This is a genomic window from Streptomyces sp. NPDC021622 (assembly GCF_040640795.1).
Lineage (GTDB): Bacteria > Actinomycetota > Actinomycetes > Streptomycetales > Streptomycetaceae > Streptomyces.
In genome coordinates this window covers 423,189-445,499 of sequence record NZ_JBFACK010000001.1, presented here as the reverse complement: position 1 = coordinate 445,499, position 22,311 = coordinate 423,189, and the positions used below count along the sequence as shown (strand labels likewise).

Here is a 22,311-nt window from a genome sequence, read left to right as displayed (position 1 = left end):
TACCCTCCTGCGGTGCCCCGAACCTCCCCCGCCGACGGCCCCCGTTTCGCCTTCGGCACCCTCACCGCGCTGCCGGTCACGGTCACCCGGTGGGACCGCGAAGCCGCCCGCGCCGGGATGCTCTGCGCCCCGCTGGCCGGCGTCACCGTGGGGCTGTTCGCCGCGGCACTCGGCGGTGCGCTCATAGCCCTCGGCGCGGGCCCCCTCCTCGCCGCCGTGGCGACCGCCGCAGCCCCCGCCGCGCTGACCCGCGGCCTCCACCTCGACGGCCTCGCCGACACCGCCGACGGTCTCGGCAGCGCCAAGCCCGCCGATGACGCCCTGCGGATCATGAAGCAGTCCGACGTCGGGCCCTTCGGCGTCATCACGCTGCTCTTCGTGCTGCTCGCCCAGGTCGCCGTCCTCTTCCAGCTCTACGACGCCTCGTGGACCCGCGGCACCCTCGCCGCCGTCGTCTCCGCGGCGGCGGCCCGGCTCGCTCTCACCCTGGCCGCCCGCACGGGCGTGCCCGCGGCCCGCCCGGAGGGTCTCGGCGCCGCCGTGGCGGGCACCGTCCCGCGGAAGGCCGCGCTGCTCACGGCGGCCGCCGTCACCGCGGCCGCCGCGGCCGCCGCCGTGCCCTTGGGAACGTACGAGACCGTGCAGTACGCGGCCGCCGTCGTCCTCGCGGTCTGCGCCGCCGAACTACTCCTTCGCCACTGCGTCCGCCGCTTCGGCGGCATCACCGGCGACGTCTTCGGCGCCCTCGCCGAGACCGCCGCGACGACGGCCCTGGTCGTCCTGGCCCTCGGCTGAGGGAGCTGAGGGACAGGCCTCGCGACGGTCGCCTTGGAGTGGTCGAAGCCGTCGATGTCGGGCTGACGCGGGCTCACCGTACGGGAGGTGACGCGGGCTCACCGCGCCGGAGGGGCCGCTGTGCGACGACCCGCTCACACTGCGTACACCATCGTGAACGCCCGTGCCAAACATGAAAACGACGACACGTTCGGATGAATCTGCGCTGGCACGATCGAATCGGCTCGACGCGCGTAGGCTCATGTCCGGCGCCCTTCCGGCCCGTTCCAGACCGGCGCCGGGCCCGGTCGACCCAACCCCATCGGCCAAGGAACTCAACGGAAGCGAGAATTCACCACCGTGACTGCTCTGACTCTCAGCACCGCCGCCGCGTCCGGCCTGCGTGCCGACGCGATCGTCGTCGGTGTAGCGAAGGGCGCCAAGGGCGCGGTTGTAGCGCCCGGCGCCGAGTCCGTGGACAAGGCGTACGACGGCAAGCTCGCGTCCGTCCTGGAGACCCTCGGCGCCTCGGGCGCCGAGGGCGAGGTGACGAAGCTGCCCGCGCCGTCCGGCTTCAAGGCTCCGGTCGTCGTCGCGGTCGGTCTCGGCACGGTGCCGGAGAAGGACGAGACGTACGGCACCGACGCCCTGCGCCGCGCCGCCGGCACCGCCGCGCGCGCCCTGACCGGCTCGAAGAAGGCCGGGTTCGCGCTGCCCACCGAGGACGCCGACGACGCCGGTGCGATCGCCGAGGGCGCGCTGCTCGGCGCGTACTCGTTCGACGCGTACAAGGAGAACGGCTCCGCCAAGGGCAAGAACGGCAAGGCGGCCAAGGACTCCAAGGGGCCGCTCGCCGAGATCGCCCTGCTCGGCGGCAAGCCCCGCGACAAGGCGTACAAGGCCGCGGTCGAGCGCGCCACCGCCGTGTCCGAGGAGCTCAACCGCTGCCGCGACCTGATCAACACCCCGCCGAACGACCTGAACCCCGAGGCCTTCGCCGCCGTCGTCACCGCGGCCGGCAAGGAGCACGGCATCAAGGTCCAGGTCCTGGACGAGAAGGCGCTCGCCAAGGGCGGCTTCGGCGGCATCCTCGGTGTCGGCGTCGGCTCGGAGGCCCCGCCGCGCCTGGTGAAGCTGTCGTACACGTCGTCCAAGGCGAAGAAGCACCTCGCCTTCATCGGCAAGGGCATCACGTACGACTCGGGCGGCATCTCGCTGAAGCCCGCCGGTCACAACGAGACCATGAAGTGCGACATGAGTGGCGCCGCGGCCGTCTTCGCCGCCGTCGTCGCCGCCGCGCGTCTGGGTCTCGAGGTGAACGTCACCGGCTGGCTCGCGCTCGCCGAGAACATGCCGTCCGGCTCCGCGACCCGCCCCGGCGACGTCCTGCGGATGTACAGCGGCAAGACGGTGGAGGTGCTCAACACCGACGCCGAGGGCCGGCTCGTCCTGGCCGACGCGATCGCCAAGGCCTCCGAGGACCAGCCCGACGCGATCGTCGACGTGGCGACACTGACCGGCGCGATGATGATGGCGCTCGGCAATCGCACCTTCGGCATCATGGCCAACGACGACGCGTTCCGCGCCGCGATCCACGACGTCTCCCTGGAGGCGGGCGAGGACTCCTGGCCGATGCCGCTGCCCGAGCACCTGAAGAAGGGCATGGACTCCCCCACCGCCGACATCGCCAACATGGGCGAGCGCATGGGCGGCGGTCTGGTGGCCGGTCTCTTCCTGCAGGAGTTCGTGGGCGAGGGCATCACCTGGGCGCACCTGGACATCGCGGGCCCTGCCTACAACGAGGGCGGACCGTTCGGCTACACGCCCAAGGGCGGCACCGGCTCCGCGGTCCGCACCCTGGTCCGGCTCGCGGAGCGCACGGCCGCGGGCGACCTCGGCTGATTTGCGTACGTTGCGTGGGGCCCCGGACGGCAGGTACGTCCGGGGCCCCACGCGGTTTCGCCCACAACGAAATCCGTACGTTCGTACACCTTGGTAACCCCTGGACGTGTCGAATCAGACGTCTCACAGCCCGGCCCGCCGTCCCACCTCCCGCCGACAAGTGCGAAGATGGGTTCTCGGCAGGACAGGGCCCCCACCACAGGGCCGAAACAAGAGCGGCCGAATACCAGCCGACCGACCGGTCGTCCCACCGGGAAGAGCGGTCCGGCGTACGGCGCACATGCATGGAGGACGTGACGTGGCGAACGACGCCAGCACCGTTTTCGACCTAGTGATCCTCGGCGGCGGTAGCGGCGGTTACGCCGCGGCACTGCGCGCGTCGCAGCTGGGCCTGGACGTCGCCCTGATCGAGAAGGGCAAGGTCGGCGGCACCTGCCTGCACAACGGCTGCATCCCGACGAAGGCGCTGCTGCACGCCGGTGAGATCGCCGACCAGGCTCGCGAGGCGGACCAGTTCGGTGTGAAGGCCACCTTCGAGGGCATCGACATGGCGGCCGTCCACAAGTACAAGGACGACGTGATCTCGGGCCTCTACAAGGGCCTGCAGGGACTCATCGCCTCGCGCAAGGTGACGTACATCGAGGGCGAGGGCCGGCTGTCGTCCCCGACCTCCGTCGATGTGAACGGCCAGCGCGTCCAGGGCCGCCACGTGCTCCTCGCGACCGGCTCCGTGCCGAAGTCGCTGCCGGGCCTGGAGATCGACGGCAACCGCATCATCTCCTCGGACCACGCGCTGGTCATGGACCGCGTACCGAAGTCCGCGATCATCCTGGGCGGCGGCGTCATCGGCGTCGAGTTCGCCTCGGCGTGGAAGTCCTTCGGGGCCGAGGTGACCGTCGTCGAGGGCCTCAAGCACCTCGTGCCGGTCGAGGACGAGAACTCCTCGAAGCTTCTTGAGCGCGCGTTCCGCAAGCGCGGCATCAAGTTCAACCTCGGCACCTTCTTCGAGAAGGCCGAGTACACGCAGGACGGCGTCCGCGTGACCCTCGCCGACGGCAAGACCTTCGAGGCCGAGGTGCTTCTGGTCGCCATCGGCCGCGGCCCGGTCTCCGCCGGTCTCGGCTACGAGGAGCAGGGCGTCGCGATGGACCGCGGCTATGTCCTGGTCGACGAGTACATGCAGACCAACGTCCCGACCGTCTCGGCCGTGGGCGACCTGGTGCCGACCCTCCAGCTCGCGCACGTCGGCTTCGCCGAGGGCATCCTGGTGGCGGAGCGCCTGGCCGGTCTCAAGACCGTCCCGATCGACTACGACGGCGTGCCGAAGGTGACGTACTGCCACCCCGAGGTCGCCTCCGTGGGCATCACCGAGGCCAAGGCCAAGGAGATCTACGGCGCGGACAAGGTCGTCGCCCTCAAGTACAGCCTGGCGGGCAACGGCAAGAGCAAGATCCTCAAGACCGCGGGCGAGATCAAGCTCGTCCAGGTCAAGGACGGTGCCGTGGTCGGCGTCCACATGGTCGGCGACCGCATGGGCGAGCAGGTCGGCGAAGCCCAGCTGATCTACAACTGGGAGGCGCTGCCGGCCGAGGTCGCGCAGCTCATCCACGCCCACCCGACGCAGAACGAGGCGATGGGCGAGGCCCACCTGGCCCTGGCCGGTAAGCCGCTGCACTCCCACGACTGAGCCCCCTCAGTTTTCGGGCGCGACGACCTAGACTTCCGCAATTTCGTAAGGAGCAACTGAAACCATGGCGGTTTCCGTATCCCTTCCGGCGCTCGGCGAGAGCGTCACCGAGGGCACTGTCACCCGTTGGCTGAAGGCCGAGGGCGAGCGCGTCGAGGCCGACGAGCCGCTGCTCGAGGTGTCGACCGACAAGGTCGACACCGAGATCCCGTCGCCGGCCTCCGGCATCCTGGCGTCCATCAAGGTCGCCGAGGACGAGACGGTCGAGGTCGGCGCCGAGCTGGCCGTCATCGACGACGGCAGCGGCGCCCCCGCTGCCGCCCCGGCTCCGGCCGCCGAGCCCGCCCCCGCGGCCGCTCCGGCCCCGGCCGCCGAGGCCCCCGCCGCTCCGGCGCCCGCCGCCGAGGCCCCGGCTCCGGCCGCCGCCCCGGCCGGTGGCGCCACCGGCACCGACGTGACGCTGCCCGCCCTGGGCGAGTCGGTCACCGAGGGCACCGTCACCCGCTGGCTGAAGGCCGTGGGCGAAGAGGTCGCCGAGGACGAGCCGCTGCTCGAGGTCTCCACCGACAAGGTCGACACCGAGATCCCCTCGCCGGCCGCGGGCGTGCTGCTCGAGATCGTCGTGGGCGAGGACGAGACCGCCGAGGTCGGCGCCAAGCTCGCCGTCATCGGCGCCGCGGGTGCCGCTCCGGCCGCCGCGGCTCCGGCTGCCCCGGCCGCTCCGGCTCCGGCTCCGGCTCCGGCCGCGCCTGCCGCCCCGGCCGCTCCCGCCGCTGCCGCTCCGGCTCCGGTTCAGCCCGCGGCTCCGGCCCCGGTCGCGCCCGCCGCTCCGGCTCCGGCCGCCCCGGCCCCCGTCGCCCCGGCTGCTCCGGTCGCGCCCGCCGCGACCTCGCCCGCCGAGGACGGCGCGTACGTCACGCCGCTGGTCCGCAAGCTCGCGGGTGAGCACGGCGTGAACCTCGCGGACGTCAAGGGCACCGGCGTCGGTGGCCGCATCCGCAAGCAGGACGTCATCGCCGCCGCCGAGGCCAAGAAGGCCGCCCCGGCTCCGGCCGCCGCCGCTGCCCCGGCTGCGTCGAAGGCCCCGGCCCTGGAGGTCTCTCCCCTCCGCGGCCAGACCGTCAAGATGACCCGCATGCGCAAGGTCATCGGCGACAACATGATGAAGGCGCTGCACTCGCAGGCCCAGCTGACCTCGGTCGTCGAGGTCGACATCACCAAGCTGATGAAGCTGCGCGCCAAGGCGAAGGACTCGTTCGCGGCTCGCGAGGGCGTCAAGCTCTCCCCGATGCCGTTCTTCGTCAAGGCCGCCGCCCAGGCGCTGAAGGCCCACCCGGTCGTCAACGCCCGGATCAACGACGACGAAGGCACCATCACGTACTTCGACTCGGAGAACATCGGCATCGCCGTTGACGCCGAGAAGGGTCTGATGACGCCGGTCATCAAGGGTGCGGGCGACCTGAACATCGCCGGTATCTCGAAGAAGACCGCCGAGCTGGCCGGCAAGGCCCGTGGCGGTGGCCTCACCCCGGACGACATGTCCGGCGCCACCTTCACGATCTCCAACACCGGTTCGCGCGGCGCCCTGTTCGACACGGTCATCGTGCCGCCGAACCAGGCCGCGATCCTCGGCATCGGTGCCACGGTGAAGCGCCCGGTCGTCATCAACCACCCGGACCTCGGCGAGACCATCGCCGTCCGTGACATGACGTACCTGTCGCTCTCCTACGACCACCGTCTGGTGGACGGCGCGGACGCCGCCCGCTACCTGACCGCGGTCAAGGCGATCCTGGAGGCCGGCGAGTTCGAGGTCGAGCTCGGTCTGTAGTCCTACCGCCCCGTAGGGCTGTAAGACTCGTCTCATCAGCGCGTACGCCCCCGTTCGGAGGTTTCCGGACGGGGGCGTCGCCGTATTGTCTAGGGGTCACCACGCCCTGGGGCGCTGCCCCTGCCGGAGGAGCCCACATGACCGCGCCCGTTGTTCACTCGCTGCGCGAACAGATCCGCGAGCACATCGTGGAGGGGATCGTCAGCGGGCGCTGGAAGCCGGGCGAGCGGATCGTGGAGCGCCGGATCGCCGTGGAGCTCGAGGTCTCGCAGACCCCGGTCCGTGAAGCTCTCCGGGAGCTCGAGACGCTGCGGCTCATCGAGTCCGCGCCCAACAAGGGTGTACGCGTACGCAACTTGACGGCGGCCGACCTGGAGGAGAGCTACCCGGTCCGTGCGGGCCTTGAGGCGATCGCCGCCGAGCTGGCCGCGGAGAGCCTGGCCGAGGACTGCTCGGCCCTTGAGCCCCATGTGGCCGCCCTGTACGAGGCGGACCGGGCCGCGGACGGCACCGCGCAGGTGCGGCACACGGTCGGCTTCCACCGGGAGCTGGTGCGGGCCGCGGACAACTCCGTGCTCCTGCACACCTGGGAGGGCCTCGGCATCGAGGTCTTCACCGCGCTGTCGATCCGCTGGCTGGGGACTGTGCAGCAGTCGTACGCGGAGGAGCACGAGGCCCTGGTGTCGGCCTTCCGGCGCCGCGACCCCGCGATCGCGGACCTGGTGAAGGCCCACGTACTCGGCTGCGCGCCGCGCGCCTGACCCCCTCCCGCAGGGCTCCCGCTCATCCGTGGCCGACCCGCTCATACGTGCTCTCACCTGCGGGAACCCTTTAAATCGAAGGCACCGCGTGCCCGCTTTAATGGCACCGGATGCCTACTTTCTGAATATGAAGGAGTTTTCGCCTTCAACCCTTTGATCGATCATCGATCACGGAGTTAGAGTCTCCGACGGGCTCTCACCGGAGCCCTCCGCCCTGTCCTGCCAAAGACCTAGGGCACCCCCACCCCTTACCGAAACAGGGGACCCCCTCCGACTCAGGAAGGCGGCGACATGACCGACCCCTCCGCAATCCAGCCGAGCGAGCTCGACCAGCTCCCGGACCGCGACCCCGAGGAGACCGCCGAATGGCAGGCCTCCCTGGACGCCGTTACGCAGGCGGCCGGGCCGCACCGTGCCGCATACCTGATGCGCCGCACGCTGGAGCGCGCCGAGGGCGCGGGCCTGGCGCTGCCCAAGCTCCTTGAGACCGACTACGTCAACACCATCCCCACCTCCGCCGAGCCGTCCATCGACGGTGACGAGGAGATGGAGCGGAAGATCGCCGCGTGGAACCGCTGGAACGCGGCCGCGATGGTCACCCGGGGCAGCAAGCACGGCGTCGGCGGCCACATCGCCACCTTCGCCTCCGCCGCCTGGCTGTACGAGACGGGCTTCAACCACTTCTTCAAGGGCAAGGACTCCGGCGAGGCCGCCGGCTCCGGCGACCAGCTCTACATCCAGGGCCACGCATCGCCCGGCATCTACGCCCGCGCCTTCCTCGACGGCCGGCTGAACGAGACGCAGCTCGACAACTTCCGGCAGGAGGCGGGCGGCAACGGCCTGCCCTCCTACCCGCACCCGCGCCGCCTGCCCTGGCTGTGGGAGTTCCCGACCGTCTCCATGGGTCTGGGTCCGCTCTCCGCCATCTACCAGGCGCGCTTCAACCGGTACCTCACCAACCGCGGCATCAAGGACGTCTCCGCCTCGCACGTGTGGGCGTTCCTCGGTGACGGCGAGATGGACGAGCCCGAGTCGACAGCGGCCCTCGCACTGGCCGCCCGTGAGGGTCTGGACAACCTCACGTACGTCATCAACTGCAACCTGCAGCGCCTCGACGGCCCGGTCCGCGCCAACTTCCGCGTGGTGCAGGAGCTTGAGGCCCAGTTCCGCGGCGCCGGCTGGAACGTCATCAAGGTCCTGTGGGGCAACGCCTGGGACGAGCTGTTCCAGCTCGACACCACGGGCGCGCTCGTCCGCCGCCTGCGCGAGGTGCCGGACGCCCAGTTCCAGACGTACGCGACGCGCGACGCCGCCTACATCCGCGAGCACTTCTTCGGCGCCGAGCCCGCGCTCGTCGCCCTCGGTCAGCTGCTCAGCGACGACAAGATCAGCGAGTGCTTCCACCTCTCGCGCGGCGGCCACGAGGCCCGCAAGGTCTACGCCGCCTACCGCGCCGCGCTCACCCACACGGGCGCGCCGACCGTGATCCTCGCGCAGACGGTCAAGGGCTTCACGCTGGGCAAGGGCTTCGAGTCCAAGAACGCCAACCACCAGATGAAGAAGCTGACGGTGGACGAGTTCAAGGACATGCGTGACCTCCTTGAACTGCCCATCACCGACAGCCAGTTCATCGACGGCCAGGTGCCCTACGGCCACCCCGGCGCCGACTCTCCCGAGGTCCGCTACCTCCAGGAGCGCCGCGCGGCCCTCGGCGGTCCGGCCCCGGCCCGCCGCACGCAGCCGCTCGCGCCGCTGCCCGCCCCCGCCGACAAGGCCTTCGCCTCGTTCGACAAGGGCTCCGGCAACCAGTCCGTCGCGACGACCATGGCGTTCGTACGCCTGGTCAAGGACCTGATCCGCGACAAGGAGACCGGCAAGCGCTGGGTGCCGATCGTCCCCGACGAGGCGCGCACCTTCGGCATGGAGTCGCTCTTCCCGTCGCTGGGCATCTACTCGCCCAAGGGCCAGAACTACGAGCCGGTCGACCGCGACCAGCTGATGTACTACCGCGAGGCGAAGGACGGCCAGATCCTCAACGAGGGGATCACCGAGGCCGGGTCGATGGCGGACTTCATCGCCGCGTCGTCGTCGTACGCGACGCACGGCGAAGCCATGATCCCCTTCTACATCTTCTACTCGATGTTCGGCTGGCAGCGGACCGCCGACCAGATGTGGCAGCTCGGCGACCAGCTCGGCCGCGGCTTCCTCGTCGGCGCCACCGCAGGGCGTACGACGCTGACGGGTGAGGGTCTGCAGCACGCGGACGGCCACTCGCCGGTGATCGCCGCGACGAACCCCGCCGCGATGTCGTACGACCCGGCCTTCGCCTACGAGGTCGCTGCGATCGTCAAGGACGGTCTGCGCCGGATGTACGGCGAGGCGGCCCCCGGTGAGGACCAGAACGTCTTCTACTACCTCACCGTCTACAACGAGCCGATGCCGCAGCCCGCGAAGCCCGCGGGTGTGGACGAGGGCATCGTCAAGGGCCTCTACCGGTTCAACACCGCCGAGACGGCCGGGCTCTCCCCCGCTGCCAACGCCGCGCGCATCCAGCTGCTCGGCTCGGGCACGGCCATCCACTGGACCCTCTCCGCGCAGAAGATGCTCGCCGAGGAGTGGGGTGTGGCCGCCGACGTGTGGTCCGCCACCTCCTGGACCGAGCTGCGCCGCGACGCCCTGGAGGCCGACGAGGCCATCCTGCGCGGCGAGGAGCGTACTCCCTACCTGCGTACGGCACTTGAGGGTGCGCAGGGTCCCGTGCTCGCCGTCTCCGACTACATGCGCCAGGTCCCCGACCAGATCGCGCAGTGGGTCGAGCAGGACTACTCCTCGCTCGGCGCGGACGGCTTCGGCCTCTCCGACACGCGTGACGCCGCGCGCCGCCACTTCGGCATCGACGCCGAGTCGATCGTCGTCGCCGCGCTCGCGCAGCTCGCCCGCCGTGGCGAGGTGCCCGCTGCCGCGGTGAAGGAAGCTCGGGCCAAGTACGGCCTGTAGTCGTCTGCGGGAGTACGGTCCCGCCGCTTCGCGGCGGATCTCTCCCACTCGCCCACCCGTTCACCCCGGTGAACGGGTGGGCCTCTTCGTACCCGGCATCATGGGTCCATGCGCGCTGCCCGCCTCATCAAAATGGTGCTGCTGCTTCAGGCACGGCCCTCCATGACCGCCGCCGAGCTTGCCGCCGAGCTCGAAGTGTCCGAGCGGACCATCACGCGGGACGCGCAGGCGCTTTCGGAGGCGGGCGTCCCCGTCTACGCCGACCGGGGGCGGGCCGGTGGCTACCGGCTCATCGGCGGGTACCGCACGCGGCTTACCGGGCTCGGGCGCAGCGAGGCCGAGGCGCTGTTCCTGTCCGGAGTGCCGGGCGCGCTGCGGGAGATGGGCCTTGAGGACGCGGCATCGGCGGCCCGGCTGAAGGTGTCGGCGGCGCTGATGCCCTCGCTGCGGGACGCATCGCAGAACGCGTCGCAGCGGTTCCATCTGGACGCGCCGGGGTGGTTCAAGGAGACGCCCGCCCCCGAACTGCTGCCCGCGGTCGCGGACGCGGTGTGGGACGACCGCCGGGTCACCGCCCGCTACCGGCGCCAAGAGGCCGAGGTCGAGCGGGAGTTGGAGCCGTACGGGCTCGTGCTCAAGGCGGGCGTCTGGTACTTGTGCGCGCGGGTTCCCGACTCCGGGGCGTACCGCGTGTACCGCATCGACCGGTTCGCGTCGATCGCCACCGGCGCGGAACGCTTCGTACGCGATGAGGAGTTCGACCTGCCGGGCTTCTGGGAGGAGCGGGCCGCGCAGTTCGCGCGGGCGATCCTGCGGTCCGAGGTCGTGGTGCGGCTCTCCGAGGCGGGGGTGCGGCACCTTCCGTACGCCACCGATCCCGCGTCCGCGCGTGAGGCGATGGAGTCGGCGGGCGAGCCCGACGCGGAGGGCCGGGTGACGGTCACGCTGCCCGTCGAGAACGAGGACGTGGCGTTCACCCAGCTCATGGCGCTCGGGCCGGAGGCGGAGGTGATCGCGCCCGCGGGTCTGCGGGCGCGATTCACGCGGGCGGCGGCGCGGATGGCCGGGCTCTACGGCTCCTGAACCCTTGTTTACCGGTAGCCGGTGACGTCGGCGGTCTTGCTCTCCTGGTCGACCTCCGTGAGGTAGCGCCAGGCGTCGGGGGCCGAACCGTCCACGTCCGTGAAGCCGTACTCCTTGGCGAGGCCGCCGCTGGAGAGCGACTTTCCGTTCCAGCGGGCCACCTCGGGGTCGGAGGCGAGCGCGGCGAGGGCGCGGCCCACGAAGGTCGGCGTCTCGGAGATCGCGAAGTGGGGGTTCTGCTTGCGGCCGTCGAGCCAGTTCTCCTCGGTGACCTTGAAGTGGGTGTCGAGCATCGCCTCGGAGCGCAGCCAGCCGGGGGTCAGACAGAGCGCCGTGCAGCCGTACTCCTTGACCTCCTCGGCGAGACCGCGTGTCATCCGCAGCGGGGCCGACTTGGCCAGGTCGTAGTAGAAGGGCTTGCGGTAGTTGCTGCCGTTGTACTCCTCGGTGCCGTCGGTGACCTCGACGACCAGGCCTCCGGGGTTCCTGATGAGCAGCGGCAGCGCGTACCGGCTGGTGATGATGTGCGTCTCGACGCCGAGACGCAGGGCGCGCATCCCCTTGTCGAGGTCGTGCTCCCACATCTTCTTGTCCCAGTCGACGTAGCCGTCGCCGCCCCAGATGTCGTTGACCAGGATGTCGAGGCGGCCCTGCTCCCGGTCGATCCGCTCGACCAGGGCTTCGACCTGCTCGGGCTCCAGATGATCGGTGGGTACGGCGATGCCCTTGCCGCCGGCAGCGTCTACCAGCTCCGCGGTCTCCTCGATGGTCTCGGTGGCGCGGCCGACCTCACTGGTGTGCTCGCGGGTCGTCCGTCCCGTCACATACACGGTGGCCCCGGCGCGGCCGAGCTCCACGGCCATGGCCCGGCCCGCGCCACGGGTGGCACCGGCGACGAGGGCGATCTTTCCGGTCAGTGCGTGCGGCAGTGCGCTTGTGTTGTCCATACTCCGAGGCTTCCACCCAATGCCGACACCTGCTGTCGGGTTTTCCATGGGCATGTGCACGCATAACGAGACAGTCGCATCCGCCGCACTCCGCGTGCGTACCCATCCCCCAGGACCGATGCTTGTCCCGTGATGGACGAGACGGAGTTCTGGGAGATCGTGGACCGCACCCGCGTGGCCGCCGAGGGCGACCCCGAGGACCACGCCGACCTGCTCGCCGAGAGGCTGCTCGAACTCGAACCGGACATGGTGCTCGACTTCGCCCGTCACTTCGAGGCGCGCTACAACCGCGCCTACCGCTGGGACCTTTGGGGCGCCGCATGGATCCTGCTCGGCGGCGTGAGCGACGACGCCTTCGACTACTTCCGGTGCTGGCTGATCGGCCAGGGGCGTGAGGTCTTCGAGGGCGCCCTGCACGACCCCGACTCCCTCGCGGATCTCCTGGAGGACTTCGACGAGGAGATCGACGGTGACGGCGAGGAGCTCGGGTACGCCGCCGACGAGGCATACGAGCAGCTCACCGGCGTCGTCACCCCCGACCTCGGCATCGCACCGGCCCCACCGGAGCCGGAGGGCACCCCGCTCGACTTCGAGAACAACAGCGTGATGGCCCAGCGCTACCCGAAGCTCTGGGCCGCGTTCGGCGGTATCGACTGAGGCTCGGTCGCTACCGGCCCTGCAGCCTCGCCGCCTTCTCCCTGATCGCGGGGAGCGCGGCCATCAGGGCCGCGCCCGGGCAGTACGTGTAGTAGCCGTCCCTGTGTCCGGAGATCGCCCGGAACTGCCCGCTGCTGCCCGCCCGGTATTTGCTGAGGCTGTGCGTGGAGACCAGCCGCACCGTCGACCGCGGGTCCACGCCCGAGAGCCCGAGCTTCCACGCGGCCAGCGCCGCCACGGCGTCGGTCATGGCCCGGGGAACCGGCGTCCCCTCGGTGAACGTCCCGATCGCCGCGATCCCCACCGACCCCCGGTTGAAACCCTGCGTGTGCGCCCCCACCACGGCTCTGTCGATTCCGCCGGCCCTCCCCTCGTAGACGGTCCCGCACCGGTCGACCAGGAAGTTGTAGCCGATGTCGTCCCAGTCCCTGCCCTCCGCCTGCCCCACGTAGAGATAGCGGATGATGCGCGGGGCGTCCGCGCAGTCGTAGTCGTTCGGCGAGTCCGTGTGGTGCAGGAAGACCGCGTCGACCCGGTCGGCGTACCGGGCGGGCGGCGGGTCCTGCACCCCCTCGGCCAGCCAGTCGGCGCGGAGCACCACGGGAGGCTGTGCCGCCCGATCCCTGGCGGGCCGCCGCACCCGCGTCGCCGCCGCCGGCATCAGGGAGTCCCGCTCCTTCACCCCGACCACCGCCCCGGTGATCCCGCCGAACTCCACCGGCCCGTCGGCCCGCGCCGCCGTCCCCGGCCCCACGGACACCGCGCATATCAGCAGCAGTGACACGGCCGCGGCCCCGGGCACACAGCACAACGCGACACGCGCCGCTCGGGCCGCAGTCGCCGACCGCCCTGCCGCGACCGCTCGGGCCCCCGCCGCGCGTACCGAGGACGGCACACACCTGGCGGGTATACCTCGGAAGACACGCATGATCCGACTCTCCGCCCGGCCGGCCCCGCCCGCGATCCGCGGTATGCCACTTGGCTGAACGGGCGTCGGACGCGGGTCGGCCGCACGGGCCCCGGCCTGACTCGCCCGAAGCTGCTCCCGCTCGGACCCCGCCCGGCTCCTGCCCCGGCTGCTGCCCCGGATTCGTCCGCGAAAGGATCATGTCCGTGCGCGGCTGGAGTGCCGCGTCGATCATCTCGGGCTGCGGAATGATCCAGTAACGGCCCTCCGCGGCCTGCTCGAAGACACGGCGTGCGTGCTCCTCGGGCGTGATCCCCTGGGTGTCGGCGTGCTGCTGCAGCTGTTCGTTGAACCCCGCTGTCTCCGGCGGCGTGCCGTCCCCCGGCCGCGCGGCCCTCAGAAGTGGGTGCCCCCGTCGGTCAGAAGTGGGTGCCGCCGTCGATGCGGACCTCAGTGCCGGTGATGAACTTGCCGTCCTCGGAGCCGAGCATCGCGACTACGGAGGCCACGGACTCCGGTCCCGCGAAGCCCTGGCCTATGGCCGGGGCGAGCTTCATGAACAGGCTCATGTCCGCGTCCTCGGGCAGGCCGGGGCCCACGCTCTGCCTGCTGGCGCCGCTGCCGTCGGTCATGCCGCTGGAGATGGAGCCGGGCTGGACGGCGGTGAAGCGGATGCCCTGCTTGCCGTACTCACTGGCGAGCGCGTGCGTCATGGACTGGATGCCGCCCTTGCTCGCCGCGTACGCCGCCATGTACGGGTGGGCGAACATCGCGGACGTGGAGCTGAAGTTGACGACGGCCGCGCCGTCGCCCCGCAGCAGGGCCGGTATCGCCTCGCGGATCACCAGGAACGTACCGACCAGGTTGACCTGGATGACGCGGTTGAAGGATTCCAGGCTGGTCTCGTGGGTGTGCGAGGAGCGGAGCACGCCCGCCGCGTTCACCAGTACGTCAAGGCCGAGGCCGCCGAGCGCGGTGACCGCCGCGGCGACGCCCTCGCGCACCGAGGTCTCGTCGGAGATGTCGACGACGAGGGTGGTGAGCCGGTCGCCCGACGCGCCCGCCTTCTCGACGGTGTCCTTCAGGCCGGCCTCGCTGACGTCGGCGGCCACGACCTTGCCGCCCTCCTCCAGGATCCGCAGGACCGTGGCCTGGCCGATGCCCGAGCCGCCGCCGGTGATGAGTGCGCGACGGCCTTCGTAGCGGTTCATGAAATGCCTCCGATCAGCTCCGGGCTCCCGGATCCGTCGATGGATCCGGCCTTCCCGGTCTCATTTCAATGTACGCCTGTCTGGCATGCTTTGCCATACCGACAATTCATGTATCAGGGTGATGTCCGCGCGTAGGCTGCGGGCGTGAGCACCCAACCGACGCAGCCATCGCAACCGTCGCTGACCGAGCGCCGCAAAGCGGCCACGCAGCTCGACATCGCCCGCGCCGCCGCCGAACTCTTCGCCGAGCGCGGCCCGGACGGCACCACGGCCGAGGAGATCGCGGGCCGGGCCGGGGTGGCGCTGCGCACCTTCTACCGGTACTTCCGCAACAAGCAGGACGCGGTCGGCCCGCTCCTCGCGGGCGGCGGCGCGCAGTGGCGCACCCAGCTGGCCGGGCTCGATCCGGCCGCCGGAGTGGCGACGGCCCTTGAGCGGTCCATCGCCGACGCGCTCACCGCGGCGGACGACCGCGCGGTCGAGTCCCTGGAGTGGACGCGGGGCCTGCTGCGCGCCGCGCAGGACGATCCGGCGCTGCGCGCCGTCTGGTACCGCGTGAACCAGGAGTCCGAGGAGCAGCTGGTCCCCGTGATCGCCGGGCTCGCCGGCGGCGACGCCGACCCACTGGACGTACGCCTGGCGGCGGCCGCCGCCACGGACGCCGTCCGCCTGGCCCTGGAGACCTGGGCCGCCACGGACGCGCCCGCCGAAGGCCCCGGCTCCCCCGCCGCCCTCGCGGTGCACTGCCTGCGGGAGCTGACGGGTGGCCTGCGGCTCCTCGCCACCCCTCGGGGCCCGGGGGCCTAGGGCCTGTCCGGCGGATCAGGGTCGGACAGGCCCTAGACCTCCACCGCGAACGCCAGCAGCGCCACGTCGTCCCCGACCCCGCCGGAGAACCGCACGAGGTCCCGCCAGACCGCGGACGTCAGGACCGCCGGGTTGTCCCACACCTCGACGGGGAACGACGAGAGGCGCTCGGCCAGCGGATAGAAGGCCCCGGACGCGTCCCGTGCCTCGGTCACCCCGTCGGTGACCGCAAGGAGCCGGTCGCCGGGCTTCAGCGCCACGCTCACTTCCTCGGGCGCGGCGACACCGGCGATCCCCAGGCCCAGCGGGGGCCCCGGTGCCACATCGAGCTCCTCCACGGTGCCGCCGCGCAGCAGCAGCGGCGGCGGGTGACCGCAGGAGACGAGCCGCACCTCGGCGGCGTCGTCGCGGAACTCCAGGAGCACGGCGGTGGCGAAGAGTTCGGCGTGTTCGGCCTGCTCGGAGTCGACCACGAGACGGCGGTCGAGCCGTCCGGCCACCCCCTCCAGGTCGGGCTGGTCGAGCACCGCCTCCCTGAAGGCGCCGAGCAGCGCGGCGACCGTGCCCACGGCCTCCAGACCATGCCCCTGCACATCGCCGACAAGCGCCCGTACGCCGCACGGCCCCTTGCGTACGTCGAAGAGATCGCCGCCCACCAGAGTCCCGCCCTGTGCCGCGCGGTAGAGGCCGGCGCAGCGCACCGGGCCCACGCGTTCCGGCAGCGGCGGAAGGACGGCGAACTGGGCGGCCTCCGCGACGGTGCGCACCGTCACGAGCTGGGCGTCGCGGCGGCTGCGCACCCAGGCGAACACGATGCTGAGCAGCGCCGCGAAGGCGACGGTCAGCAGATCGCTCTCCCCGGGGCGGCCGAGACCGAAGCCCGGCAAGGAGAGCAGGGTGATCACGATGCCGCCGAAGAGGGCCGTGGCGGACGCGCCGTACGAAAGCGCCGCCATCGGCGGGACTGCCGCGAGCAGGAAGCTGAGGTCGACTGCCTCCGGGGTGGCCAGCTGGATCACGCAGATCGCGGCAAGGAGCAGCGGCGGAGCCCCGCGCACCCAGCGGGGACGCGGCGCTTCGCGCAGCCGGCTCGGCTCCTCTCGGTCCCGACGACTGGCCGCGGCCCTGATCATCGGTCGCTCCTTCCGGGGTACGTCTTCACGCTCCTACGCGCGCGTGGGGACCGCACGCCGGGCCGGTCCTTCAGGGGGCCGGTCTCCGGTGCCTCAGAGGGAGCGGTGCCTCAGAGGGAGCGGCGCCTCAGAGGGAGCGGCCCATCAGCACGTCGTCCACGTAGGCACCGTCCAGGAAGAACTCGCCCGGCAGCACTCCCTCGACCACGAACCCCTCGGACTCGTAGAGCGTCCTGGCCGGAACGTTGTGGCCGAGGACCCGCAGCGTGATGCGGCGCGCGCCCTGCCGTCGGGCCTCCTCCACCGCGGCCCTGACCAGGCCACGCCCTATCCCCTTGCCGCGCGCCTCGTCGGCGACGGCGAAACCCAGGATCTGGCGTACGTGGGCGTGGGCGAGCAGGGGCGTGGGATAGCCGAGCCTGATGTAGCCGACGACCTCGCCGTGCAGTTCGGCGACCAGATGGTCGTGCGGGCCGAAGCGTTCGTTGAAGAAGGGCGGATGGGGCGGCTGCGGCGCCGGCTGCACCGCGTGCAGCGTGGACCAGGTGGCGCGGTCGATACGGCCGAGGGCTTCTTCGTCGTCCGGCAGAGCGGTGCGTATGTGCGTATCCGGCATGAGCGCCACTGTACGGCCGCCCCCTGAGGCCCAGCGGAGCGATTTCACGGCAGGATGGCTCCATGGAGCCCACCGAGCCCAGGAAATCAGCAGCGTCAGCGTCGTCAGGGCGACGGCTGCGCATCGCGGTCGCCGGTGCGTCCGGCCTCATCGGCACGGCACTGACCCGCGCCCTCGCCGACGACGGACAAGAGGTGGTGCGGCTCGTACGGCGAGCACCTCTTAAGAAGGACGAGGTGCGCTGGGATCCCAAGGAGGGGTACGTCGACACGGCGGGGCTCGCGGGCTGCGACGCGCTGGTCAATCTCGCGGGGGCCGGGATCGGCGACCACCGCTGGACGGACGCGTACAAGCGGGAGCTCCGTGACAGCAGGGTGCTCGGCACCGCGACGCTCGCCGCCGCCGCTGCCGCGCTCGACGAGCCGCCGCGGGTGTTCCTGTCCGCCAGTGCGGTGGGGTACTACGGAGACACCGGTCAGCGCGCGGTGGACGAGAGCGCACCTCATGGAGAGGGCTTCCTGCCGTCGCTGTGCGTGGAGTGGGAGGGGGCCGCGGCCGCCGCGCAAGACGCGGGCATCCGCACGGTCATCGCGCGCAACGGCCTGGTGGTGGCGCGCGAGGGCGGGGCCTGGGGGCGGATGTTCCCGCTCTTCAAGGCAGGGCTCGGCGGACGCCTGGGCAACGGTCGCCAGTACTGGAGCTTCATCTCGCTGCACGACGAGGTCGCCGCACTGCGCCACCTCCTGGACCGGGACGACCTGTCGGGGCCGTTCAACCTGACGGCGCCCGATCCGCTCACCAACCGTGAGGTGACGGCCGCGATGGGGCGGGTGCTGCACCGGCCCACGTTTTTCACGGCGCCGGAGCCCGCGCTGCGGATCGTGCTCGGCGAGATGGCCGGTGACGTCCTCGGCAGCCAGCGGGTGCTGCCGACCCGGCTCCTGGAGTCCGGATTCTCGTTCGCGTTCCCGGGCATCGAGGAGACGATCCGCGCGGCCTTGCAGAAATGACGGCACGCCGACGGCACGGGCGGCGGCATCGGCCCCTGATCGCCGTGCGACCGTCGTGCGACCGTGCCCGGTCGATGCGCGACTGCCGTTGACCGGTCCGGCTCCTACCCTCGTGCGGAACTCGGTGATTCCGGAGCCCTGTTGAGGGCATGACGTCCCCAGCAGCCGCGCAACCTCGGGGAGGGGCACGTGCTAGAGCCTGCGCACCAAGCGGATGTCGTCGTCGTAGGAGCGGGGGTCGCGGGACTGGCGGCCGCCCACCAGCTGACCAGCGCCGGTGTAACGACCGTTGTCCTGGAGGCCGCCCCTTACGTCGGCGGGCGAATGTCCACGGAGAAGGTCGACGGGTTCCGGCTCGACAGGATCGGTCAGCTGCTCACCACGTCGTATCCCGAACTGCGTCACACGCCGGCGCTCGGCGCCCTCGTGCTGCGGCCCTTCGCCCCCGGCATCCTGGTGCACAGCGACGGCCGGCACCACCGCGCCGTCGAGCCCACGAGTGCACGGGGCGCAAGGGGCGCACTCACGGCGGCGCGCGCCCTCGCGAGCGCCCCCCGGGTTCCGCGGGCCGTGAGGACCGCGCCCCGCGCCGCCCCGCTCGGCAGCGCCCTCGACCAGGCCCGCCTCGCCGCGGCGCTCGCCAGGCTCGCGGCGACGCCCGTGGAGCGCATCCTCGCGCGCCCCGAACTCCCCGCGGCGGACGCCCTCTTCGCCCGCGGCCTGCCGTCACGCACCATCAACGGCTTCCTGCGCCCGCTGCTCTCGGCGCTCCTGTGCGACCCGGACCTGACCACGTCGAGCCGGTGCGCGGACCTCGCCCTGCACTCATACGCGCGTGGCCGGCTGTGTCTGCCGGAAGGCGGCGCCGAAGTGATCCCCGAGCTCCTGGCGGCCGCGCTGCCGCCGGGGACGGTGCGCACCGGCGTACGCGTCACCGACGTGTCCACCACCTCGGTCACGACGGCGGACCAGGGCGAACTGCCCTGCCGCGCCGTCCTGCTGGCCACCGACGCCCGCGCCGCCGCAGAGCTCCTGCCCGGCCTGCGGGTGCCGTCCTTCCACCCGGTGACCGTCCTGCACCACGCCGCTCCCGAGCCGCCGCTCGCCGAGCCCGCGCTGCTGCTCGACGCCGACCGTTCGGGTCCGGTCGCGCACACGGCCGTCATCAGCCACGTCGACCCCTCGCGCGCGCCCGCGGGACGCGCCCTCATCTCCTCGACGGTCCTCGGCCCGCCGCCCGACGAGCGGGCCGTCCTCGCCCATCTCGCCGACCTCTACGGCACGTCGACGGCCCGCTGGGAGCCGCTCGCCGTCCACCACACCCACGAGGCCGTGCCCGCGATGCCGCCCCCGCACGACCTGCGCCGCCCGGTGCGGCTGCTCTCGGGCCTCTACGTGTGCGGGGACCACCGGGACACCAGCACGGTGCAAGGCGCCCTGTACTCGGGGCGCCGTGCGGCGCGTGCGGCGCTCGCGGACTTCGGCGTGCACCCGACGTACGGGACGAGTCCGCTGCCGCTCGCAGCCTGACGTACACCCTCGCGGCGGCCTGACGTCTTGAGAGCCGCCCTCCCCCATCCATCCGACCTCTGGACCACTCTCCCGGAAGCCCCCGTGCCCCCACGCGGGGGCTTCCCCCTTCCCCGCACGACATCCTCGTACGATCAAGAGGACCTCACGCACCCCTGCAACTCCCCTTGCCACACCGGTATCGCCCGGCTACGGTCCCACCGGATCGTCAAGCCGCGGGAGGACTCACGTGCGTCGCACCTTGCCGGTGATATCGCTCATCCTCGGCCTATTCATGGGAGGTCTAGCTTTGCCAACCGCCCACGCCGACACGACGGCCGACACGGCAGCGGCTCCGAACACGACCGCGGCCCCGAACGCCCCCTCCGTGGTCCCCCGCCCCACCGACTGGACCGCGCTCGACGGCCGTACGAAGCTCACCGAGCGCACCCGCATCCTGATCGACCCGCGAGCCGGCTCCACCACGGCGCTCCCCTCGGGACGCCGTGAACTGCCGGGCCCCGCACGGCAGTCCGTACGCGGGCTCGCCACCCAGCTCCGTACGGAGATCAAGCAGGTCACGGGCATCACGCCGCGCATCAGCGACGACACGGGACACCCCGCAGACGGCGACATCACGCTCGGCCTCACCGCGGACGGCCAACTCGGCGCCGAGGGCTACGCCTTCGACAGCGCGGGCCCCATCCACATCAGGGCCGCGTCCACCCACGGCCTGTACTACGGCACGCGCACCCTCCTCCAACTCCTGCGCGCCACCGACACGGAGGACCACCGCGAGGTCCCCCGCGCCCGCTCCACCGACCGCCCCGCACAGGCCGTCCGCATGGTCCACCTCGACGCGGGCCGCAAGTACTGGAAGATCTCCTACCTGGAGAACCTGATCCGCAGGATGGGCGACCAGAAGCTCAACACCCTCTTCCTGCACCTCTCCGAGTCCGAGGGCTTCCGCCTCTACAGCCCCAAGTTCCCCGGCCTCGCCGACCCGGAGCACAGCTACAGCCGCGCCGACATCGAGCACCTGAAGTCCTTCGCGGCCCGCCACCACGTCCAGCTGATGCCCGGCCTCGAACTCCCCGGCCATGCCACCGTGATCAGCGAGGCCTTCGGCATCGGCTTCGGATCCGGGACGAACGCCTGCACGGGCGCACACACGCACTCGCACCTCACGCCCGACTGGATCATCGACATGACCAGCGACAAGGCGATCGCGAAGTCGAAGGAGATCGTCGATGAGTTCGCGGGCTGGTTCGACGCGCCGCTCTTCTCGATCGGCGCGGAGGAGGTGCCAGGACAGCTGGCCGAATGCCCGCGCGTGAAGGACTATCTCGCGTCGGCGCCCGACGTCTCCACGCTCGGCGACCTGCTCAACCGCTACATCAACACCCTGGACGACGTGGTCGCTTCACACGGCAAGCGCACCGCCGTCTACAACGGCTCCGAGCACCTCACCGCGCCCCAGCAGAAGGTGCACGGCCCCGTCGTCTTCCTCACCTGGGAGGGCACGGGCGCCGAGCCCGCCATCCCCGGCCACGACGAGATCGCCATCGGCCCCTTCTACGACACCCCGAACAACTACCACCACCTCTACCCGGACGAGCCCTGGATGTACGACAGCTGGGCCCCGAACACCGACCCCGACATGCTCGGCTCCGGGCTCACCAACTGGGCGGACTACAACTTCTGGGCCGACGACGGCTACTTCGAGAAGAGCATGGCGGGCGCCCGCGCGATCCTCGCCGACCGCGCCTGGAACAAGTCCGCGACACCGGACACGCTCGCCGACTTCCGGGCCCGCGCCGCCCTGATAGGCGACCCTCCGGGCACCACGCCCGCGCCGGTCCCGCCGCGCGTCGAGGGGCGCCCCAGCCACCACTGGACCTTCGACGACGCTTCGTACCCGAGCGGCTGGACGTACGCGGGAAGCCCCGGCAACACGATCTTCGCCGAGGACACGGCGGGCGCCCTGCCCGGCACCTCCTACATCATCAACAACCCGACGCCCGTGCCCGGCGTGCGCGGTCAGGCCTGGCGCTTCGACTCCGACCGGGACGGCGTGGGCTTCGGCGGTCTCGACGTCGCCGAGCCCTGGACGGTGTCGGTGCAGGTCCGCCCCTCTGCCCGGACCGCCGACCAGGTGCTCCTCAGCTCCAGGGCGGGCGCCCTGAAGCTGATGCAGCACGGCACGGGCAACGTCGGCTTCACGCGGTACGGCTCGGCGGACCACAGCTTCGACTACACGCTCCCGCTCGACCGCTGGACACGGCTGACCTGGGTGACGACTCCGGGCCAGACCACTCTGTACGCCGACGGGGAGCGGGTCGGGTCGGTCGCGGCGTCGATCCCGCTGCCGCTGCGGTCCATCGGGACGGAGACCGCGAGCCTGCGCGGCGACCTCGACGAACTGACCACGTGGGACGAGGCGTTGACTCCGGAGGCGGTCGCGAACCTGAAATAGCGCGCT

17 protein-coding genes are annotated in these 22,311 nt (G+C 71.6%); 12 read left to right on the top strand and 5 right to left on the bottom strand.

Annotation, left to right across the window (positions count from 1 at the left end; all coding sequences use genetic code 11):
• Nucleotides 1-12 precede the first annotated feature (12 nt).
• From AB0G47_RS02005 to AB0G47_RS01975, 7 genes are all read left to right on the top strand, one after another.
• Nucleotides 13-795, top strand: a complete 783-nt coding sequence (locus AB0G47_RS02005) for an adenosylcobinamide-GDP ribazoletransferase (protein ID WP_360763099.1) — start codon at nucleotides 13-15, stop codon at nucleotides 793-795.
• A 339-nt stretch (nucleotides 796-1,134) separates the two neighbouring features.
• A complete protein-coding gene (locus tag AB0G47_RS02000) occupies nucleotides 1,135-2,676 on the top strand; it encodes a leucyl aminopeptidase (RefSeq protein ID WP_360763097.1) in 1,542 nt (513 codons plus the stop codon).
• Between the two features lie 298 nt (nucleotides 2,677-2,974).
• Nucleotides 2,975-4,363, top strand: a complete 1,389-nt coding sequence (lpdA, locus tag AB0G47_RS01995) for a dihydrolipoyl dehydrogenase (RefSeq protein ID WP_360763095.1) — start codon at nucleotides 2,975-2,977, stop codon at nucleotides 4,361-4,363.
• Between the two features lie 64 nt (nucleotides 4,364-4,427).
• A complete protein-coding gene (gene sucB, locus AB0G47_RS01990; RefSeq protein WP_360763093.1) occupies nucleotides 4,428-6,191 on the top strand; it encodes a 2-oxoglutarate dehydrogenase, E2 component, dihydrolipoamide succinyltransferase in 1,764 nt (587 codons plus the stop codon).
• 137 nt (nucleotides 6,192-6,328) lie between these two features.
• Nucleotides 6,329-6,952: a GntR family transcriptional regulator gene (locus tag AB0G47_RS01985; protein ID WP_266867793.1), complete on the top strand. Its 624-nt coding sequence runs from the start codon at nucleotides 6,329-6,331 to the stop codon at nucleotides 6,950-6,952.
• A 291-nt stretch (nucleotides 6,953-7,243) separates the two neighbouring features.
• Nucleotides 7,244-9,949, top strand: coding sequence for a pyruvate dehydrogenase (acetyl-transferring), homodimeric type (gene aceE, locus AB0G47_RS01980; RefSeq protein ID WP_360763091.1), 2,706 nt, complete (start codon nucleotides 7,244-7,246; stop codon nucleotides 9,947-9,949).
• 108 nt (nucleotides 9,950-10,057) lie between these two features.
• Complete coding sequence (locus tag AB0G47_RS01975; protein WP_360763089.1) at nucleotides 10,058-11,032, top strand: WYL domain-containing protein; 975 nt, start codon at nucleotides 10,058-10,060, stop codon at nucleotides 11,030-11,032.
• An 8-nt stretch (nucleotides 11,033-11,040) separates the two neighbouring features.
• On the opposite strand, the gene AB0G47_RS01970 is transcribed toward AB0G47_RS01975, so the two are convergent.
• Entirely contained in the window at nucleotides 11,041-11,979 is a 939-nt protein-coding gene (locus AB0G47_RS01970) for an SDR family oxidoreductase (RefSeq protein ID WP_360763086.1), read from the bottom strand.
• Between the two features lie 132 nt (nucleotides 11,980-12,111).
• On the opposite strand from AB0G47_RS01970, the gene AB0G47_RS01965 reads away from it, so the two are divergent.
• Nucleotides 12,112-12,636, top strand: a complete 525-nt coding sequence (locus AB0G47_RS01965) for a DUF4240 domain-containing protein (protein WP_360763926.1) — start codon at nucleotides 12,112-12,114, stop codon at nucleotides 12,634-12,636.
• Between the two features lie 10 nt (nucleotides 12,637-12,646).
• On the opposite strand, the gene AB0G47_RS01960 is transcribed toward AB0G47_RS01965, so the two are convergent.
• Nucleotides 12,647-13,414: a peptidoglycan recognition protein gene (locus AB0G47_RS01960; RefSeq protein ID WP_360763924.1), complete on the bottom strand. Its 768-nt coding sequence runs from the start codon at nucleotides 13,412-13,414 to the stop codon at nucleotides 12,647-12,649.
• Between the two features lie 548 nt (nucleotides 13,415-13,962).
• Nucleotides 13,963-14,754 carry an SDR family NAD(P)-dependent oxidoreductase gene (locus tag AB0G47_RS01955; protein ID WP_360763083.1) on the bottom strand — a complete coding sequence of 264 codons (792 nt, stop codon included), beginning with the start codon at nucleotides 14,752-14,754 and terminating at the stop codon, nucleotides 13,963-13,965.
• Between the two features lie 144 nt (nucleotides 14,755-14,898).
• On the opposite strand from AB0G47_RS01955, the gene AB0G47_RS01950 reads away from it, so the two are divergent.
• Entirely contained in the window at nucleotides 14,899-15,561 is a 663-nt protein-coding gene (locus AB0G47_RS01950) for a TetR family transcriptional regulator (protein ID WP_360763080.1), read from the top strand.
• A 32-nt stretch (nucleotides 15,562-15,593) separates the two neighbouring features.
• Here AB0G47_RS01950 and AB0G47_RS01945 read toward each other — a convergent pair whose 3' ends face one another.
• Both AB0G47_RS01945 and AB0G47_RS01940 read right to left on the bottom strand, forming a co-directional pair.
• On the bottom strand, nucleotides 15,594-16,694 hold the full coding sequence (locus tag AB0G47_RS01945; protein ID WP_360763078.1) for a PP2C family protein-serine/threonine phosphatase: 1,101 nt from the start codon (nucleotides 16,692-16,694) through the stop codon (nucleotides 15,594-15,596).
• 127 nt (nucleotides 16,695-16,821) lie between these two features.
• Nucleotides 16,822-17,310 carry a GNAT family N-acetyltransferase gene (locus tag AB0G47_RS01940; protein WP_360763075.1) on the bottom strand — a complete coding sequence of 163 codons (489 nt, stop codon included), beginning with the start codon at nucleotides 17,308-17,310 and terminating at the stop codon, nucleotides 16,822-16,824.
• Nucleotides 17,311-17,372: 62 nt separating this feature from the next.
• Between AB0G47_RS01940 and AB0G47_RS01935 the strand changes: the two genes are divergently transcribed.
• The 3 genes from AB0G47_RS01935 to AB0G47_RS01925 all read left to right on the top strand — a co-directional run bounded on the left by AB0G47_RS01935 (nucleotide 17,373) and on the right by AB0G47_RS01925 (nucleotide 22,305).
• The gene (locus AB0G47_RS01935; RefSeq protein WP_360763072.1) at nucleotides 17,373-18,320 is read left to right on the top strand and encodes a TIGR01777 family oxidoreductase; all 948 of its coding nucleotides are present in this window, start codon (nucleotides 17,373-17,375) and stop codon (nucleotides 18,318-18,320) included.
• 189 nt (nucleotides 18,321-18,509) lie between these two features.
• Nucleotides 18,510-19,850: an NAD(P)/FAD-dependent oxidoreductase gene (locus tag AB0G47_RS01930; RefSeq protein ID WP_360763069.1), complete on the top strand. Its 1,341-nt coding sequence runs from the start codon at nucleotides 18,510-18,512 to the stop codon at nucleotides 19,848-19,850.
• 289 nt (nucleotides 19,851-20,139) lie between these two features.
• Nucleotides 20,140-22,305 carry a family 20 glycosylhydrolase gene (locus AB0G47_RS01925; RefSeq protein ID WP_360763066.1) on the top strand — a complete coding sequence of 722 codons (2,166 nt, stop codon included), beginning with the start codon at nucleotides 20,140-20,142 and terminating at the stop codon, nucleotides 22,303-22,305.
• Nucleotides 22,306-22,311 lie beyond the last annotated feature (6 nt).

Bases quoted from the DNA above. Each gene is read 5' to 3' on its own strand.
- sucB (WP_360763093.1), top strand. From the start codon at position 4,428: ATGGCGGTTTCCGTATCCCTTCCGGCGCTCGGCGAGAGCGTCACCGAG.
- AB0G47_RS01985 (WP_266867793.1), top strand. From the start codon at position 6,329: ATGACCGCGCCCGTTGTTCACTCGCTGCGCGAACAGATCCGCGAGCAC.
- aceE (WP_360763091.1), top strand. From the start codon at position 7,244: ATGACCGACCCCTCCGCAATCCAGCCGAGCGAGCTCGACCAGCTCCCG.
- AB0G47_RS01975 (WP_360763089.1), top strand. From the start codon at position 10,058: ATGCGCGCTGCCCGCCTCATCAAAATGGTGCTGCTGCTTCAGGCACGG.
- AB0G47_RS01970 (WP_360763086.1), bottom strand. From the start codon at position 11,979: ATGGACAACACAAGCGCACTGCCGCACGCACTGACCGGAAAGATCGCC.
- AB0G47_RS01965 (WP_360763926.1), top strand. From the start codon at position 12,112: ATGGACGAGACGGAGTTCTGGGAGATCGTGGACCGCACCCGCGTGGCC.
- AB0G47_RS01955 (WP_360763083.1), bottom strand. From the start codon at position 14,754: ATGAACCGCTACGAAGGCCGTCGCGCACTCATCACCGGCGGCGGCTCG.
- AB0G47_RS01945 (WP_360763078.1), bottom strand. From the start codon at position 16,694: ATGATCAGGGCCGCGGCCAGTCGTCGGGACCGAGAGGAGCCGAGCCGG.
- AB0G47_RS01940 (WP_360763075.1), bottom strand. From the start codon at position 17,310: ATGCCGGATACGCACATACGCACCGCTCTGCCGGACGACGAAGAAGCC.
- AB0G47_RS01935 (WP_360763072.1), top strand. From the start codon at position 17,373: ATGGAGCCCACCGAGCCCAGGAAATCAGCAGCGTCAGCGTCGTCAGGG.